The following is a 15482-nucleotide window of genomic DNA, read 5'->3' as shown; positions in this document are numbered from 1 at the left end:
GAATGAAAGTTTTTGCGTGACTTGAATAAAACAGCAGTTGATCCGGGAAACTCAGCCCAGCATAATAGTTCGATGCGAACCCTAAAACGCACTAAAACTATAATTCAATTTCCGGGGTGACATTGCCTGTTCTCAAGCGGTTTTTATCGCGCTTATTCCTTTTACTTTCTGTTCTAGTAAGCATCTCGCCTGTGAATGCGGCTGATCGGTGGCTACAGAATTATGCCAGCGAGGTAAGACGTGACGCGCAGAAGTATCGCATCCCAGGCTACGCATTTGTTTATTACCAGCAGGGTGAAACACCAAAAATTTACGTTTATGGTAAAACTCACGCCAAAGGCAAAGCCATCGATGAGGATACGGTTTTCCGATTGGCCTCGGTGTCAAAAACGTTTACCGGGCTTCTTATGGCCAAACTGGTGGAGCAGGACGAATTAACCTGGGAAACCAAAATTAGTGAACTGGTGCCTCAACAGAACTTTGCCGGCAAGGGCATGAGTTCGCTTGCGCTTGAACATATTGTAGGGCAATCCAGCGGGTTTATGCCGAACGCCTACGATAATCTGATTGAAGCTGATTATTCGTTAGACCGGGTGCTATCCAGTCTGGCCTCGTTGGAGCCGATTTGCGCGCCCGGTGAATGTTACACCTATCAAAACGCCTTGTTCGGCGCAATCGAAAACTACCTGCTTAATCAGGAAACCTCATATCATCGCCAGTTACAGGAACAACTGTTCTTGCCGTTAGGTATGAAACATGCCAGTGCGGGAAAAGGCGCTTTAGTGAGTTCGCAGCAGTGGGCACGCCCACATATTGCTATCGCGCGCAATCGCTGGCGAGAAGGTGAGGTGGAAAGTAATTATTATCGGTTCGCCCCTGCTGCTGGGGTTAATGCCAGCATCAGTGACATGACAATTTACCTACAGGCGTTATTGGGTGAATTTCCTACTATAGTGCCGCCTGAAATTGTTGATAAAGTGTCTGCCCCACGGGTAAAAACCAAGCGTGAAACTTATCGCAGAGGGTGGCGTGGCGACTTGCAGGACGCACATTATGGTTTAGGCTGGCGTGTATATAATTTTAATGGGCATCGGGTGATCTATCATGGTGGCTGGGTGAAAGGGTATCGTGCCGATGTTTCTTTTGCACCCGATTTCAAGTCAGGCTATGTGATGCTGATGAACGCCGAATCGAATCTTATCAATACCACTACTGCTGAATTCTGGAAACGTTATTTTGAGCACAAGGTTCAGCCCGACAGGGCTCGGGCTGATTAGGATAGGTAAACTGTGGGCAGCAAGTTTATGCTGCCCCGGCTGGAACCTGTCAGGGTTTGAGGTAGGTGTATCCACTTAAACAGCTTTCATAGAAATCTGTCCATTTTACGCCTTCTCTTGGATTGATTTTTCCTGTGGAAATTTGCTTGTCAATCATACGCTTAACATCAGATGCCATGGCTCGTGGATTGTACTGCATAATATTAAGCACATCCTCCACCGAAGAGCCTTTGACCACTTCTTCTATATAGAAGTCTTGCGGGTCGTCATCGTAACTGAAAATATGTACTTCGTTTAAACGTCCAAACAAATTGTGCATATCGCCCATTACGTCCTGGTAAGCGCCAGTTAAGAACAAGCCGATGTAATAGTCTTCGTCTTTCTTAAGTTTATGCATCGGCATAATATCGGTAATTTCGCGGCCAATAGTGAACTGGTCGATTTTTCCGTCACTGTCACAGGTAATATCTACCAACGAACAATTAACCGTGGGCTTTTCATTCATTCGGGTAAGCGGCACCACCGGCAATAACTGATCGATTGCCCAGGTGTCAGCAGCGGACTGAAACACCGAGAAATTACATAAATATTGCGACGACAAGCTGTAGTCAAGTTCCTGTAATTCTTCTGGCACATACTCTTGAGTAGAATAGTAAGTGTGCAGCTTGCCCATAATCTGCCAATAAAGCGTTTCAATTTTACCCAGCTCTTCTAAATTGAGGACGCGCAGTTTAAACGCATCCAACGCCTGTTCTTTCCACTGTGAAGCGTCATTAAACACTTCCTGCATATTGGTCTGTTCATCAAACGATTCCGCCAGTTCGCGAATATTCTTGACGAAAATGTGCTCACCCTGTACTTCGTCGGTGGCCATGCTGGCGCTATCCGAACGAATTTCACCGACAATTTGCGTAACCACACAACTGTGGTGTGCAGTAATGGCTCTACCACTCTCACTGACCAGATTAGGATGCGGCACCCCTTCCATATCACACACTTCCTTCATGCCGTAAACCACGTCAGCGACGTATTCCTGCATATTGTAATTGCGCGATGAGTCGTTGGTCGACTTGGAGCCATCATAGTCAATACCAAGGCCGCCACCCACGTCGACATAATCCAGCTCGAATCCCATCTTATAGAGATCGGCGTAAATTCGTGCACCTTCCGTCATGGCTTCTTTTACCGCACGGATGTCGGTCAGCTGACTGCCGATATGAAAATGCAGCAGTTTAAGGCAATGGCTCATACCCTGCTCTTCAAGATAACGAGCTGTGTTGATGATCTCGGTAATGGTTAAGCCGAACTTGGCGCGCTCGCCCCCTGAACTTTCCCATTTACCACGCCCTTTAACCGTCATTTTGGCTCGTACACCAATAATTGGCTCGATGCCAAGTTCCTTGGACGTTTTAACCAGCAGCAATAGCTCAGAGTACTTCTCGACCACTACAACCATGCGGCGGCCCAGCTTTCTTCCTAACAACGCCAGACGCATAAATTCTTCGTCTTTATACCCGTTTAAAACGGTCAGCGAGCCTTCGTTGGTGTTCATCGCCAACACCGTAAGTAACTCGGCTTTTGAACCGGCTTCCAAGCCGTAGTTAAATGGCTGCCCGGCATCAACAATTTCTTCAACTACTTCGCGCATCTGGTTAACTTTGACCGGATAAACACCGAGATATTCACCCTGATAATCGGCTTCAGCAATTACGTCTCTAAATGACGTATTCAGCGCTGCTACCTGTGAGCGCAAGATATCATGGAACCGCACTACCACAGGGAATTGGACTCCCTCTTCGCGGATCTCATCAATGACCGCTTTAAAATCAATTTTTACTGAGGAATTGTCTGGGTCAGGCAATACCTTAATGTTGCCATTTTCACCTATCTGAAAATAGCCGCCGCCCCACTGAGAAACGCCATACATTTTTTCAGCTTGCTCAATATTCCAATTGGACAATGTGAATCACCTTTTTTGGTAAATGAAAAAGTAGGGGCGCACCGATGCGCCTATGTAGTCGCCGACATTATAGTAGTAGACAAATAGGATGCTATCGAAATTGTCAGTTAGACGGGAATATTTTTTCGATATGGTTTATATCGGTATCGATCCACAGCTGGATCGCGTCGACCAACTCACTGTCAACCAGATCGTTTGCCCAATCCAATGCCTCGCTTACTTCTGTAGTACGATATAACGGAAAACGCAAACCTTCAAAAAATTTGACCAGATAATTTCCCTGGTCAGGTGTCGCTTGCAACCAACACTCGCCCTTTTGCGAACGACGGTCGAAGCGTACATCGGTTTTTGAAATTTGTCGCTCTACCGATGGCTTAAGTTGCCACTGCCTCATATCAACGAACACACCATATTTTCGCGATTTAAAGTTGCTGATATGTCCTGCTAATTCAGATAGATAGCTTAGATCTGTGGACATGCTCCAGTCGCCGGAAAATTTGATAAGTATCAGATTTTTTACACTTCGAATCGCAAAACTACTCATCGGTATACCACACGCATTCACTAAAAAAATTGCCTACACCAAACTGGCATGAAAAATACAAATTGGCATCTGAACATTTTATGCAAAAAGAATGACAACTTAACCCTAAGACTTAGATTTTACGCCGTTGAATGTACAAAGAGTCAGATGAAACCACACTTGAAAAATTAGTCAGCTCGACAACTTAGTCCGACGAATGACCAAATTCGACAAGTGATTTTATAGCATCGGTTTGAACTAACAACTTTTCTGCTATGTGCGTCACTTTCTCTTTGTATAACGACAAACGAGGCCTGATAGTTTCGTCCGCCCAAACAGCACTATGATAGTGACGATAATAATTAATTACATCACTGACAATCTGCCCTGCAAACATTTCCTTATCGAATCCGTCGAGGCGCAGTTCCTGCTGTAGGAAATGTGCCATTTTATCTATATCGGGGATAGAAAGCGCACTGCCCTGCGTCACAATCTTAAGGTTTTGGTGTTGAAACAGAGACGGTAATTCATGCACATCGGAAAAATACGCCGTATTGACTGTTCTGGGCTCAAGCACTTGCTTAAAAACTCTTTGAGAATTTTTTTTTCGCTGCAATAAGTACACGTTGGCATCGACGCTTCCAACTAGTTCCATCACATGGACGGCAGCACCTTCTGCAAATACAATCTGCTCTGCACTTTTGTACCGTTTTAACTGTTCGATCAGAGGATAGGCTTCAGGCCGGAAAATATCAAAGCCATTGTTTTCCATAAACTTGTCAAGATATGCTTCCCCTGCAAACGCGCCCCGCAATCGGAACGGGGTACGGCTTACATAAAGACGCTTCGGCAGCGCGGGATCGTTTTTAATGTTAGCATTTGCTTCGCAGGACTTAAGAAAGTCAAGAAAGGGTTTGCTGACCGGTATCCCCGATCTGAATAAGCTTTCCTCTTCTGAGACAATTAAATTTTTAACGGTCATCTGCTTTGTCTGTAAACAAACTTTTGACTTCTCCATACCAAGATATTCTAACGTCTCATAAAAATGGGGAGGGAGAACTGGCAGCCCCTCTTTAAAATCCGGGATACGGTTTTTTGGCTGGAAGATGACTTTCTTAACTTTCGTTCTATCGCCCCCCTCATTGTATAAACGTAATCGATGAATACACTCTGCCAGGAAATGACCGAAATTAGAAAAAACTGGCCCACCGTAATAATAGGTTCCGGACTTTGTCCAGAAAGTTTTTTTCGTAGTGTTAGTAATGAAGTCGGTTTGCCTTTTAGTAAGGTATTGGCTAGCAAACTTCTAGCTGCATTGACCTGGAAATGTGACGAATAATCAGGTGAAGATTCTTCCTTGGGCCCGTTGTGAACCAGAGTCGAGATGGAATAATAGAGATTTGGGTTTTGCGCTTGTAAGGTACTGGTCAGTTCGCTTATCTCGGCAGTATTGATACCTTGCTGCTTGAATGGGAGTTGTTTTAACGACGGGATTTCTGAATTGAGCTTACTAACATCGTACTCGTTAAGTAACAGTGAAAATTTTTCTGATAAGCCAACGAAAAAAAAAAAACGCTGATTACTCAGCGCTTTTTCGAACCATTAAGCGGGATGGCGATTGTCGGGTAAGGAACAGCCATTACTGGCTGCCCCTCCCCTAAGAACCGTACGTGCGAGTTTCCCCGCATACGGCTCAAGCCTTTATAAGTCGGCAGGCTATAGCGACCAGCGACCAGAAGAGGTGCCGAGTGGAAAACCACTCGGACTTAATTAAATCACCCCAACAAAGTGAAGAGCATAAATTAAAGTGCTAATAGCACAGATAACTTTTGCAACATCACAATTCAAAGTGACTTTCAGATCGTATTTCATGGCTAGTGCCTTTAATAAGATCTGGACGTCCAGATTATAAACCTGGTATTTATATACCGCTGTAGCCGCAGCGGTTGAATCAATTTACACGTGCTCATTGACTCATTTCAGATATCTTTTGATGTTCTACCTTATTTAGGCACCGCCATATTGAAAAACCAAGTCTCTTGGGTAAATCAATAAAGGAGAATTGACCAAAATCAACCCTTAAGCCGCTTTCTCAAAGCGACCATGCGGAGTGAGATGCTCCACCTCTTCTTTATAAGAACCACACATATAAAAATCAAGTCTTTTGACTATTTTTTATGCAAACATCACTGCAATCCAAAAGATGGTAAAGCATACCAGTACTTAAGATTACATATTTGACCAGGCTATCAATAAACCAAAACCATATCTTTATCAGCAGAAAAGAACCATGAGATATGAAGTTTAACAAACCCTTTATCTTCGGTGACATCTACCTTAAACCCTTTGTCCTTAAGGATATCTCTAGCCTCTTTAATAGAACATTTCTGAAGTTTAAACTTCTGAAATTCTACACTTATGCTAGTTTTATCGTCCTTTTCCGCACTTTGCTTGATAGCGCGAGATGCTCTCATTGCTACACGTGCGCCAGTTAAGGTGTTGAAGCCACTCAAGCTTCGGGCTTCGTCAACATTAATAATATTCATCATGAAACTCACTACTTCTATAAAATTTAATGGTTGTGATGCAACTGCCTGTGGCAATTGGGATGCAATAGCACTAAGTTACTCAATTTGTCGCTCCCCCCATTCACCCTTTCAACAATATGATGGATATTCCATCCTGTTTCCTTGGTAATCAGGTCGTTGCACATCTCACAGCGTTTCCGCTGTCTGAGCCAAAGCGTTAGCAATTTGTCCCTACCATTCAATGAATTCTTCCAAGCTCGCTCTAGGCGCTGCTCAAAGTATTCTTCGAATTCCGGTAAATACGGATTTGCCTCTGCTTTTATCTTAATGTGTCGCTTAATCGCAGTATCCATGGTGTAAATGAGTCGAGCTGTATTGCCTTTTCCATTCACTCCAGAAAATACCCAGTTACGGTTGCCCGCTGATTTAAAGTATTTATCTTTAACCCAACGTTTATGACGGTTGTTATGCCGCCTTCGGCACCATTTCCAGAGCATCTTCCAAACCCTATAGTCCACATAATTGAAGGTCTCTTTAGCCACCACATGGCGATGATAATTTGCCCATCCCAGTAAAACGGGATTTAGCATCATTATCAGATTACCCGCAGTGACCGTTTTGTTACCCGCAATTATTTGCTTCAACTTTCCGAGTACATTTCGCATATTCTTCCGGCTGGGCTTAATTAAAAGCTTACCGTTGTAACTGCGTAAATTCTGTCCCAAAAAATCAAAGCCTTCTGAAGCATGGGTGATCAGTGTTTTCTCTTTCGATAGCGCTAAACCTCGCTCAGCCATAAAGGCTTCAACTATTGGCCTAACTTTATCTGCTAGTAACTCTTTCGAGATACCTGTAATGATAAAGTCATCAGCGTACCGAACGTAATTGACCTTGGTCTTGTAGCTGGCTTTGGTGTTTTTCTGCCCAAAATGGGATTCAAGCACCGTTTCCAAACCATCAAGCGCCATATTGGCCAACACTGGAGAAATGATCCCGCCCTGAGGCGTCCCCGCTTCTGTCGCATGTAAACTTCCAGATTCCATGAATCCTGCCTTAAGCCATTTTCTGAGTACTTGTTTATCCAACGGAATGTTGGCAAGTAACCAGTCATGACTAATGTTGTCGAAACACCCCTTAATATCCCCTTCCAGTATCCATTTGGCTGAACTCTTCCTACTGATATTCACAAAGCACTGCTCTATTGCATCAGCGGTTGAGCGCATGGGTCTAAATCCATAGCTATTACGATCCGCGGTAGTTTCCGAAACCGGCTCAAGACCAAGCAGATATAACGCCTGCATAGCTCTATCAAGCATGATCGGAATACCCAAAGGACGGCGTTTGCCGTTTGCTTTGGGTATGTACACCCTGCGTAACGGCTTAGGCTTATAGCCTTGCCGCCGTAATCGACTAATGGCATTCCATTTACTATCTGGTGTGCTCCATAACTCCCCATCGACACCGGGCGTTGCTTTGCCACGGTTCTCAGTTACCCGCTTGACAGCCAACGCCTTGGCAGCAAACGAGCGCACCAACATGCGTTGTAGGGCTTTCACCCTTCGCCACTGTTGCTGCTTAGTCGCCTTCGCGATCCGCACCTGTAACCCTCTCACTTGCCTGTGAACCAGATACCAGTTAATGGTATGCCAGCCCGAAGGAGGGTGGGAGAATGCAGGTACTGACATTGTCGTACTCATCTTGCTTTCCTCCTTAACCTAAAATGGAGAAAAGCTCGCCCCAAAAGGGATGGCTAATCCCCATTTGGGTTGGTTTTTAAGACGGCTTTACAAGCCTTCACACAATTAAAGACCAGTCTGAAGTCTGCACCTTTTCAGGTTGGGGCAAAGTTTGAACCCCTATCTGAGCTATTACCGCTCAGCATTCGCTTTTTCAGACCTCCTTTACCCGCTCATCCAACAACGCTCCTTACGGATTGCCTGCCTGCATCACTGAAAACAGTTATAAGGCGGATAAACGGGCTTACCGAGTACCATTGCAGTTACACGAGCAACGTAGGTTCTGTCTATCTACCGGTGGTCATAAGACGGCGTAACCCCAGATGTAAAAGGATTAACCGACCACGTACCTTTTGGTCAGAGTGTATAAACAACATTCCACTCCTTGCGGTTGACGGTATTTATCAACAGTTCAGTTACCTTAACCATATTGCTCAGCCGAGCCCTCAGTCGACTCGTTGTTAGCCAACTATGCTCATCCTCACGGATGAAGCATTGCTTTCGCAGAGGTACATTGTCAGGAAGCTTCGCACCATACCGTTACCAGCATCGCACTTTCCCTAGGCTACTGTTAGCCGTATAACAGGTCTCACTACCGCATTGCATAGGCAAAACGATGAGACAATAACTACAATGGCTTACGCCCGTAGGTTAATTACGTCGAGACTAATGATTGCTAGAGGTAAAACCTCGGAAGGTTTATCCTTAGCTTTTAGGTATAAAACTACTTAATTACAAAGTGCCTGAAAGGCTGCGCAACTAACTCTCGTAGCTACAACATTCGAGGGTATACTCGAAACTCTTAAATTGTTCGTTTCTTCTTAGTGCCAGTGACCCGAATGGTCCTGGTGGCTTGGTTTTCCAATCGTACAAACACGACTGCGCGACCTCATCACAAAGTGATGATTCCGGCATTCGGTTTATACCCCCGAATACCGGAGTCGACTACTAAATTTGCAGGTGGGCTAGTGGTACCAACCAAACAAGGTTGGTACTCACTATCAATATAGCCTGCTAGGTTAGCTACCTACGCGACTCTCGTCGCACTACATCATGCCGCCCATGCCGCCCATGCCGCCCATATCAGGCATTGCTGGCGCGTCATCTTTAGGAATTTCAGCAACCATTGCTTCAGTCGTGATCATAAGCGAAGCAATTGACGCTGCGAACTGCAGTGCAGAGCGCGTTACTTTAGTTGGATCAAGGATACCCATTTCCAACATATCGCCGTAAGTGTCATTACCTGCGTTGTAACCGAAGTTACCCGAGCCGTTCTTCACTTCGTTAACTACCACTGATGATTCTGCACCAGAGTTGATAGCGATTTGACGAAGTGGTGCTTCCATTGCACGAAGGGCCAGTTTGATACCCACTGTCTGGTCTTCGTTGTCACCTTTAAGGTCAACTAATTTTGCTGCCGCACGAACCAGTGCTACACCACCACCAGGGACTACACCTTCTTCAACCGCTGCACGGGTCGCGTGTAATGCATCCTCTACGCGGTCTTTCTTCTCTTTCATTTCAACTTCTGTGGCTGCACCCACTTTGATAACAGCAACACCACCTGACAATTTAGCCAGACGTTCCTGAAGTTTTTCTTTGTCGTAGTCTGAAGTTGACTCTTCAATTTGACCACGGATTTGCGCACAACGACCTTCAATGGCACCTTGTTCGCCAGCACCATCAACCACTGTGGTGTTATCTTTGTTGATAACAACACGCTTCGCAGTACCTAAATCTTCCAGTTGGGCTTTTTCAAGCTCAAGACCGATTTCTTCAGAAATTACCGTACCACCAGTTAATGTAGCGATATCCTGAAGCATCGCTTTACGGCGATCACCAAAGCCTGGTGCTTTAACTGCTGCAACTTTAACGATACCACGCATGTTGTTGACCACTAGTGTCGCCAGCGCTTCGCCTTCAACATCTTCAGCAATAATCATCAGAGGCTTACCGGCTTTTGCTACGCCTTCAAGGGTAGGTAGCAGTTCACGAATATTAGAAATTTTCTTGTCAACCAACAGGATGAACGGGTTGTCCAGCTCGACTGTGCCGTTTTCCTGGTTATTGATGAAGTAAGGAGACAGGTAACCGCGGTCAAACTGCATACCTTCAACCACGTCCAGTTCGTTCTGGAGTGCCTGACCTTCTTCTACAGTGATAACGCCTTCTTTACCTACTTTTTCCATTGCTTGTGCAATGATCTCACCCACTTCTGCATCAGAGTTAGCAGAGATAGTACCTACCTGCGCAATCGCTTTGCTGTCGGCACAATCTGTTGATAAAGCTTTCAACTCTTCAACGGCTGCGATAACTGCTTTGTCGATACCGCGCTTCAGATCCATCGGGTTCATGCCCGCAGCAACTGACTTCAGACCTTCAGTTACGATAGATTGCGCCAGTACGGTAGCAGTAGTAGTACCATCACCCGCTTCATCGTTAGCCTTGGACGCTACTTCTTTAACCATCTGCGCGCCCATGTTTTCAAACTTGTCTTCAAGTTCGATCTCTTTTGCAACAGAAACACCATCTTTAGTGATGGTAGGTGCGCCAAATGACTTGTCTAAAACAACGTTACGGCCTTTTGGACCCAATGTAACTTTAACTGCGTTTGCCAGAGTATTAACGCCTTTCAGCATTTTTGTACGGGCGTCATCTCCAAAACGAACTTCTTTAGCTGCCATGATTAGTTTCCTCTAAAATCAGTTAATTGATGATTACTCGACAATCGCCAGGATGTCGTTTTCGCTTACGATCAGCACTTCTTCGCCGTCCAGCTTTTCAGTTTTAACGCCATAACCATCATTAAAAATAACGGTGTCGCCAACTTTTACATCCAAAGCTTTCACATCACCGTTATCCAGGATGCGACCATTACCGACAGCGATAACTTCGCCGCGGGTTGATTTTTCTGCTGCAGAACCAGTTAACACAATACCACCAGCAGATTTGGTTTCTTGCTCAGCGCGCTTGATGATAACGCGATCATGTAAAGGACGAATTGCCATTTTCAAGTCTCCTGAAAATCCAACTATTTAAGGTTTTAAATTTGCTTTGATTACCTTTCAGGCACAAAGCTTTTTCGGTGAGCCTGCCTAAGGTAATTTGCCCAGACAGGCGTAATTTGTTTCTGCGGGGTTAAATGGGGTAGTCGCAAAGCGATCTCAAGGGGCACGATAAAAAAAATGTAAAAATTTTTAATCCAGTCGCTTGTTATTGTCGTTATCGGATTTTTCCTGATATTCACCCTCAATCACATCCTCTTCACTCCTGCGCGGTTGCGCAGATGATTGGTAAAATTGATGCGATTGAAACCCTGCGCCACTGACCACCTGCATGGAAAGGTGCTTTTTAAGTTTTTTGGCAAACAGTTTTCGAGAGGGTGGCAACACCAGTAACAAGCCAAAAATATCGGTGATGAAGCCCGGTGTGACTAGTAAAACCCCAGCCACTACTAACATCAGTCCTTCTAACATTTCCTGACCAGGAAGCTGATTGGATTGCATTTTTTGCTGGGCTGTTCTTAACGTATGCACACCCTCTCTGCGCACAAAATAAGCACCGATAAACGCACTAAGCAATACCAGAGCTATGGTGTTCCAGCCACCGATAATGTCTCCCACCTGAACCAATAAGGCAATTTCGATAATGGGCATGATGGCAAACAGTAAAAACAAATTGCGCAAAGCGATATCCTGAAAAAACGACATTAAATAACTAAGATGGGGGGAGTTCCCTAAATGACAACCTTATTAAACTAATTTATAAAAAGTGAATGATAAAGCGCGTGTCAGCGGTCTTGTTTTCCGTCGATGCAAACGGGAAGATCATGCTAAGCTAAGTGGCTTGCTTAATTTACAACAAGTAAAGGAGTAACGAATGTCAGTTTGCCTCGTATTTTGCACCGTTCCAGAAGAGAATCTGGCGAAAAAAGTGGCCTCAGCGTTGGTGGATAAGAAATTGGCAGCCTGTGTGAAGATCATACCCAGAGTGTCAGCGGTTTATCGTTGGGAAGGTAAAGTTATTACTGACACAGAATGTCAGCTGATTATCAAAACCGTTACAGACTGTGTGGAAGAGGCCTTTACTTTAGTGCATAGGCATCACCCCTATGATGTTCCTGAGTGGCTGGTCGTTCCCGATGTACAGGGTAGTGATAGTTATATTAGCTGGATAGGCGAACAAACCACAGCGTAAAGCAGTGCATTTGGGTGACGAACGATGTCATTAACAAAGTAGTAAGAGAGATATATTTAGTGAAAATCAAACAGATGCTTTTATTGGTGCTGACCTTGTCGGTAGTATTACCCGGTTACGCACAGTTTCCTGCAGATAATGCTACCAGTGGGCTGTTCAATGACGAGCCGGAATTCCTGCCCGTCGACCAGGCGTTTGCGTTTGATTTTACCCAGCAAGACGAGTCATTACGCATTCATTTTACCATCGCTGAAGGCTACTACCTATATAAGCATCAATTTAAAGCAGCCACCAAAAACGTCGAACTGGGTGAGCCACAGTTCCCTCCCGCCAAAGAAAAGGAAGATGAGTTCTTTGGCTTGAGCGAAGTATATTTTGATCAGGTCACTTATACGTATCCGATTGCATCAGCGCAACAGGACGGTGTAGTAAAGCTGCGCTTTCAGGGATGTGCTGAAGCGGGTCTGTGCTATCCACCCACAACCAAAGTTATTTACCTGTCACAAGTGGGTGCAGTCGATGACAGCCAGGCATACGTAAATCCAGCCACCGTGCAACCGGCGTCTCAGTCGCAACAGTACGACTTAGCCGCGCGACTAACCGAAGATGATTTACTCATCACCCTGCTGTTATTTTTAGCGTTAGGCATCGGGCTGGCATTTACGCCCTGTGTTTTTCCTATGTACCCCATTTTATCAGGCATCATTTTGGGGCAAGGCAAAAACGCTTCGCTTAGTCACAGCTTTCTGTTGTCGTTTGTTTATGTGCAGGGTATGGCAATTACCTATTCGTTGCTTGGTTTGGTGGTGGCTTCTGCAGGTGTGCAATTTCAGGCTGCACTGCAACACCCGGTTATTCTGATCTCCTTTATCATTCTTTTTGTACTGTTGGCCTTTGCCATGTTTGGCACCTACAACCTGCAGCTACCGGCAAGCTGGCAACAAAAACTGAATAACCTGAGCAATTCACAATCCCGCGGTAAATTTGGCGGTGTGTTTGTAATGGGAGTGCTATCCGGGCTCATCGCATCCCCCTGTACCACCGCGCCACTTACCGGAATTCTGCTATTTATTGCTCAGACCGGAGATATGTTTTTAGGCTTTATTTCATTATATGTACTGAGTATCGGCATGGGTATCCCGTTGGTACTATTTGGTATGAGTGGTGGCAGGCTGTTACCGAAAGCCGGTAACTGGATGAATGTGGTAAAAGTTACCTTTGGCTTTATGATGCTGGCGGTAGCACTGTTCTTCATTGAACGGTTGTGGAGCAATCTGTTCACTAATCTGCTGTGGGCACTTCTGGGATTGGCTACCTTTGCTTATTATCAGGTAATGAATCAAAACACGCCACCGACGTTCATGAAAGGTGTGCGCGCTGCCGCGATTTTTGTGGGGCTGTTCGTGAGCGTTTTTGTTGGCTATCAAACAGTACAACAAGGTCTGCGCATTCCGCTGGACGTGCAGTCAAATTCAGGCACAGCAAGCGCCACGTCGCACCCTGACTTTATTGTGGTGAAGGATCTCGCAGATTTTGAGCAAAAACTCGCCGATGCCAATGCAAAAGGTAAGTCTGTGATGGTCGACCTATATGCCGACTGGTGTGTCGCGTGTAAGGAATTTGAGAAATACACCTTCCCTGATCAACGCGTTCAACAGGCACTGGCCAACACGGAGTGGATGCAAATTGATCTGACTGACAATACACCAACCAATCTGGCCTTTCAGGAACGGTTTGAGATTTTGGGGCTGCCGACCATCTTATTTTTCGATAATCAGGGTAACGAGTTAAAGCAATCCCGCGTGACTGGCTTCATGCGCGCTGCGCCGTTCGCCGAACATGTCGAACACGCTTTACCTGACGCAGTCTCCGGACAGTAAGCGTGATGAAATGGGTCGCCGTTGGCTTTGCTTTGCTGCTAAATACAGCGCATGCTAGCCCGGGCTGCTTTGATAACTGGTTTTGTATCAGTACCACTAAACAGCAAAACACCAAGCTGGCAAATATCCGTTTGCAGGATAACCTGCCGGTGGTAGTAACCGTCAGTTCTTCGGCCATGACCCCTTCAGAAATTACACTTTCATTACAAAATACTGAATCACAAACCCTTGGACAGATAACATCACCTCATCAATTTTGGCACACCATGCAAGTGAGCTGGACGGCAGGAACGTTAAACGCCCGACATGATGATGCGTTCGCCTATCGTTACCCGGTGGCAAACGGCAAAAATAGTATCGTGCAAGGTTTTAATGGCAGTTACAGCCACCAGGGCGCATCCAGATACGCTATCGATTTTGCTGTACCTGTGGGTACTGAGGTCGTCGCTGCACGCAGCGGTAAAGTAATTGATGTAGAAGCGTCATTTGATCGGGGCGGCCCGGCCAAAAAGTATGCACGGTATGCTAATTACGTGGTGATCTTGCATGATGATGGCACCACCGGCGAGTATTATCACCTGCAAAAGGATGGCGTTCTGGTCAAGCGCGGTGACAGCGTAGTGCAGGGTCAACCCATTGCAAAATCAGGCAATACCGGCTTCTCATCGCTACCCCATCTGCATTTTGGCGTTTATAAAGCGCTGCCGAACGGAAACTTTCAATCAGTCAAATTTGCATTCGACGACAGCCTCAGCGACTAAATTTGCGCCGATAATTGCTGATTAGACCAGTATTTTGCTGCTAAATCTTCATTCCTGACTATAATCTTTGGTTAATTTAAAAAGTTTCCGCCCAACTGGTTTTTTTTCGTGCAACTTGCACAAAATTTTGTTGGAATGAGAAATACCTGACGAGTTTCCGGAAGATAACTGCATTTTAATGAACATTTTGCTTTTGAATGGGCCTAACCTAAATATGTTAGGGCAACGTGAACCAGACAAATATGGCACCCAGACCCTTGCTGAAATTGTTGAGAGTGTAAAAGCGCTTGCGCAACAACATGCGGTATCACTGGACCATTTTCAATCGAATGCCGAGCATGCGCTAATCGACCGCGTGCAGCAGGCGTTAGGCAAAGTGGATGCAATTATTATCAATCCTGGCGCCTTTACCCACACCAGTATAGCGCTTAGAGACGCCCTGCTCAGTGTAGGTATTCCTTTTTACGAAGTGCATCTCTCCAACGTGCATGCACGCGAAAACTTTAGACATCATTCCTATTTTTCCGATATCGCCGCTGGGGTGTTAGTGGGCATGGGTAGTTTAGGCTACCAACTTGCACTAACCGCAGCTGTTTCACATTTTAATTCGAACTAACAGA

General features: G+C 45.4%; 13 protein-coding genes. 5 read left to right on the top strand and 8 right to left on the bottom strand.

Translation table 11 applies throughout. The features are described 5' to 3' along the window. The first annotated feature begins 116 nt into the window (after positions 1 to 116). Entirely contained in the window at positions 117 to 1277 is a 1161-nt protein-coding gene (locus HCJ96_RS12415; protein WP_169211382.1) for a serine hydrolase domain-containing protein, read from the top strand. Between the two features lie 49 nt (positions 1278 to 1326). On the opposite strand, the gene speA is transcribed toward HCJ96_RS12415, so the two are convergent. From speA to HCJ96_RS12375, 8 genes are all read right to left on the bottom strand, one after another. Then, a complete protein-coding gene (gene speA / locus HCJ96_RS12410; RefSeq protein WP_169211381.1) occupies positions 1327 to 3237 on the bottom strand; it encodes a biosynthetic arginine decarboxylase in 1911 nt (636 codons plus the stop codon). Positions 3238 to 3340: 103 nt separating this feature from the next. After that, positions 3341 to 3781, bottom strand: a complete 441-nt coding sequence (locus HCJ96_RS12405; RefSeq protein ID WP_169211380.1) for a hypothetical protein — start codon at positions 3779 to 3781, stop codon at positions 3341 to 3343. Positions 3782 to 3965: 184 nt separating this feature from the next. Beyond that, on the bottom strand, positions 3966 to 4937 hold the full coding sequence (locus tag HCJ96_RS12400) for a glycosyltransferase 61 family protein (protein ID WP_211162823.1): 972 nt from the start codon (positions 4935 to 4937) through the stop codon (positions 3966 to 3968). A 1072-nt stretch (positions 4938 to 6009) separates the two neighbouring features. After that, entirely contained in the window at positions 6010 to 6309 is a 300-nt protein-coding gene (locus tag HCJ96_RS12395) for a hypothetical protein (RefSeq protein WP_169211379.1), read from the bottom strand. A 23-nt stretch (positions 6310 to 6332) separates the two neighbouring features. After that, a complete protein-coding gene (ltrA, locus tag HCJ96_RS12390; RefSeq protein WP_169211378.1) occupies positions 6333 to 7985 on the bottom strand; it encodes a group II intron reverse transcriptase/maturase in 1653 nt (550 codons plus the stop codon). A gap of 1085 nt (positions 7986 to 9070) precedes the next feature. Then, complete coding sequence (groL, locus tag HCJ96_RS12385; protein ID WP_169211377.1) at positions 9071 to 10708, bottom strand: chaperonin GroEL; 1638 nt, start codon at positions 10706 to 10708, stop codon at positions 9071 to 9073. Positions 10709 to 10741: 33 nt separating this feature from the next. Continuing rightward, entirely contained in the window at positions 10742 to 11032 is a 291-nt protein-coding gene (locus HCJ96_RS12380; protein ID WP_169211376.1) for a co-chaperone GroES, read from the bottom strand. 189 nt (positions 11033 to 11221) lie between these two features. Continuing rightward, positions 11222 to 11710 carry an FxsA family protein gene (locus HCJ96_RS12375; RefSeq protein ID WP_169211528.1) on the bottom strand — a complete coding sequence of 163 codons (489 nt, stop codon included), beginning with the start codon at positions 11708 to 11710 and terminating at the stop codon, positions 11222 to 11224. A 193-nt stretch (positions 11711 to 11903) separates the two neighbouring features. On the opposite strand from HCJ96_RS12375, the gene cutA reads away from it, so the two are divergent. From cutA to aroQ, 4 genes are all read left to right on the top strand, one after another. Continuing rightward, positions 11904 to 12221 carry a divalent-cation tolerance protein CutA gene (cutA, locus tag HCJ96_RS12370; protein WP_169211375.1) on the top strand — a complete coding sequence of 106 codons (318 nt, stop codon included), beginning with the start codon at positions 11904 to 11906 and terminating at the stop codon, positions 12219 to 12221. Positions 12222 to 12295: 74 nt separating this feature from the next. After that, on the top strand, positions 12296 to 14101 hold the full coding sequence (locus tag HCJ96_RS12365; protein WP_169211527.1) for a protein-disulfide reductase DsbD: 1806 nt from the start codon (positions 12296 to 12298) through the stop codon (positions 14099 to 14101). Positions 14102 to 14106: 5 nt separating this feature from the next. Next, positions 14107 to 14862: a M23 family metallopeptidase gene (locus HCJ96_RS12360; protein ID WP_169211526.1), complete on the top strand. Its 756-nt coding sequence runs from the start codon at positions 14107 to 14109 to the stop codon at positions 14860 to 14862. 178 nt (positions 14863 to 15040) lie between these two features. Then, a complete protein-coding gene (aroQ, locus tag HCJ96_RS12355; RefSeq protein WP_169211374.1) occupies positions 15041 to 15478 on the top strand; it encodes a type II 3-dehydroquinate dehydratase in 438 nt (145 codons plus the stop codon). The last annotated feature ends 4 nt before the right edge of the window (positions 15479 to 15482 follow it).

It is taken from the genome of Alteromonas ponticola, from assembly GCF_012911815.1.
GTDB lineage: Bacteria > Pseudomonadota > Gammaproteobacteria > Enterobacterales > Alteromonadaceae > Alteromonas > Alteromonas ponticola.
The sequence above is the reverse complement of the archived record's forward strand: the minus strand, read 5'-3'. Positions and strand labels throughout refer to the sequence as shown.

Coding starts and splice junctions, on each gene's coding strand:
- HCJ96_RS12405 (WP_169211380.1), bottom strand. CDS start 3,781: ATGAGTAGTTTTGCGATTCGAAGTGTAAAAAATCTGATACTTATCAAA.
- HCJ96_RS12395 (WP_169211379.1), bottom strand. CDS start 6,309: ATGATGAATATTATTAATGTTGACGAAGCCCGAAGCTTGAGTGGCTTC.
- ltrA (WP_169211378.1), bottom strand. CDS start 7,985: ATGAGTACGACAATGTCAGTACCTGCATTCTCCCACCCTCCTTCGGGC.
- groL (WP_169211377.1), bottom strand. CDS start 10,708: ATGGCAGCTAAAGAAGTTCGTTTTGGAGATGACGCCCGTACAAAAATG.
- HCJ96_RS12380 (WP_169211376.1), bottom strand. CDS start 11,032: ATGGCAATTCGTCCTTTACATGATCGCGTTATCATCAAGCGCGCTGAG.
- cutA (WP_169211375.1), top strand. CDS start 11,904: ATGTCAGTTTGCCTCGTATTTTGCACCGTTCCAGAAGAGAATCTGGCG.
- HCJ96_RS12365 (WP_169211527.1), top strand. CDS start 12,296: ATGCTTTTATTGGTGCTGACCTTGTCGGTAGTATTACCCGGTTACGCA.
- HCJ96_RS12360 (WP_169211526.1), top strand. CDS start 14,107: ATGAAATGGGTCGCCGTTGGCTTTGCTTTGCTGCTAAATACAGCGCAT.
- aroQ (WP_169211374.1), top strand. CDS start 15,041: ATGAACATTTTGCTTTTGAATGGGCCTAACCTAAATATGTTAGGGCAA.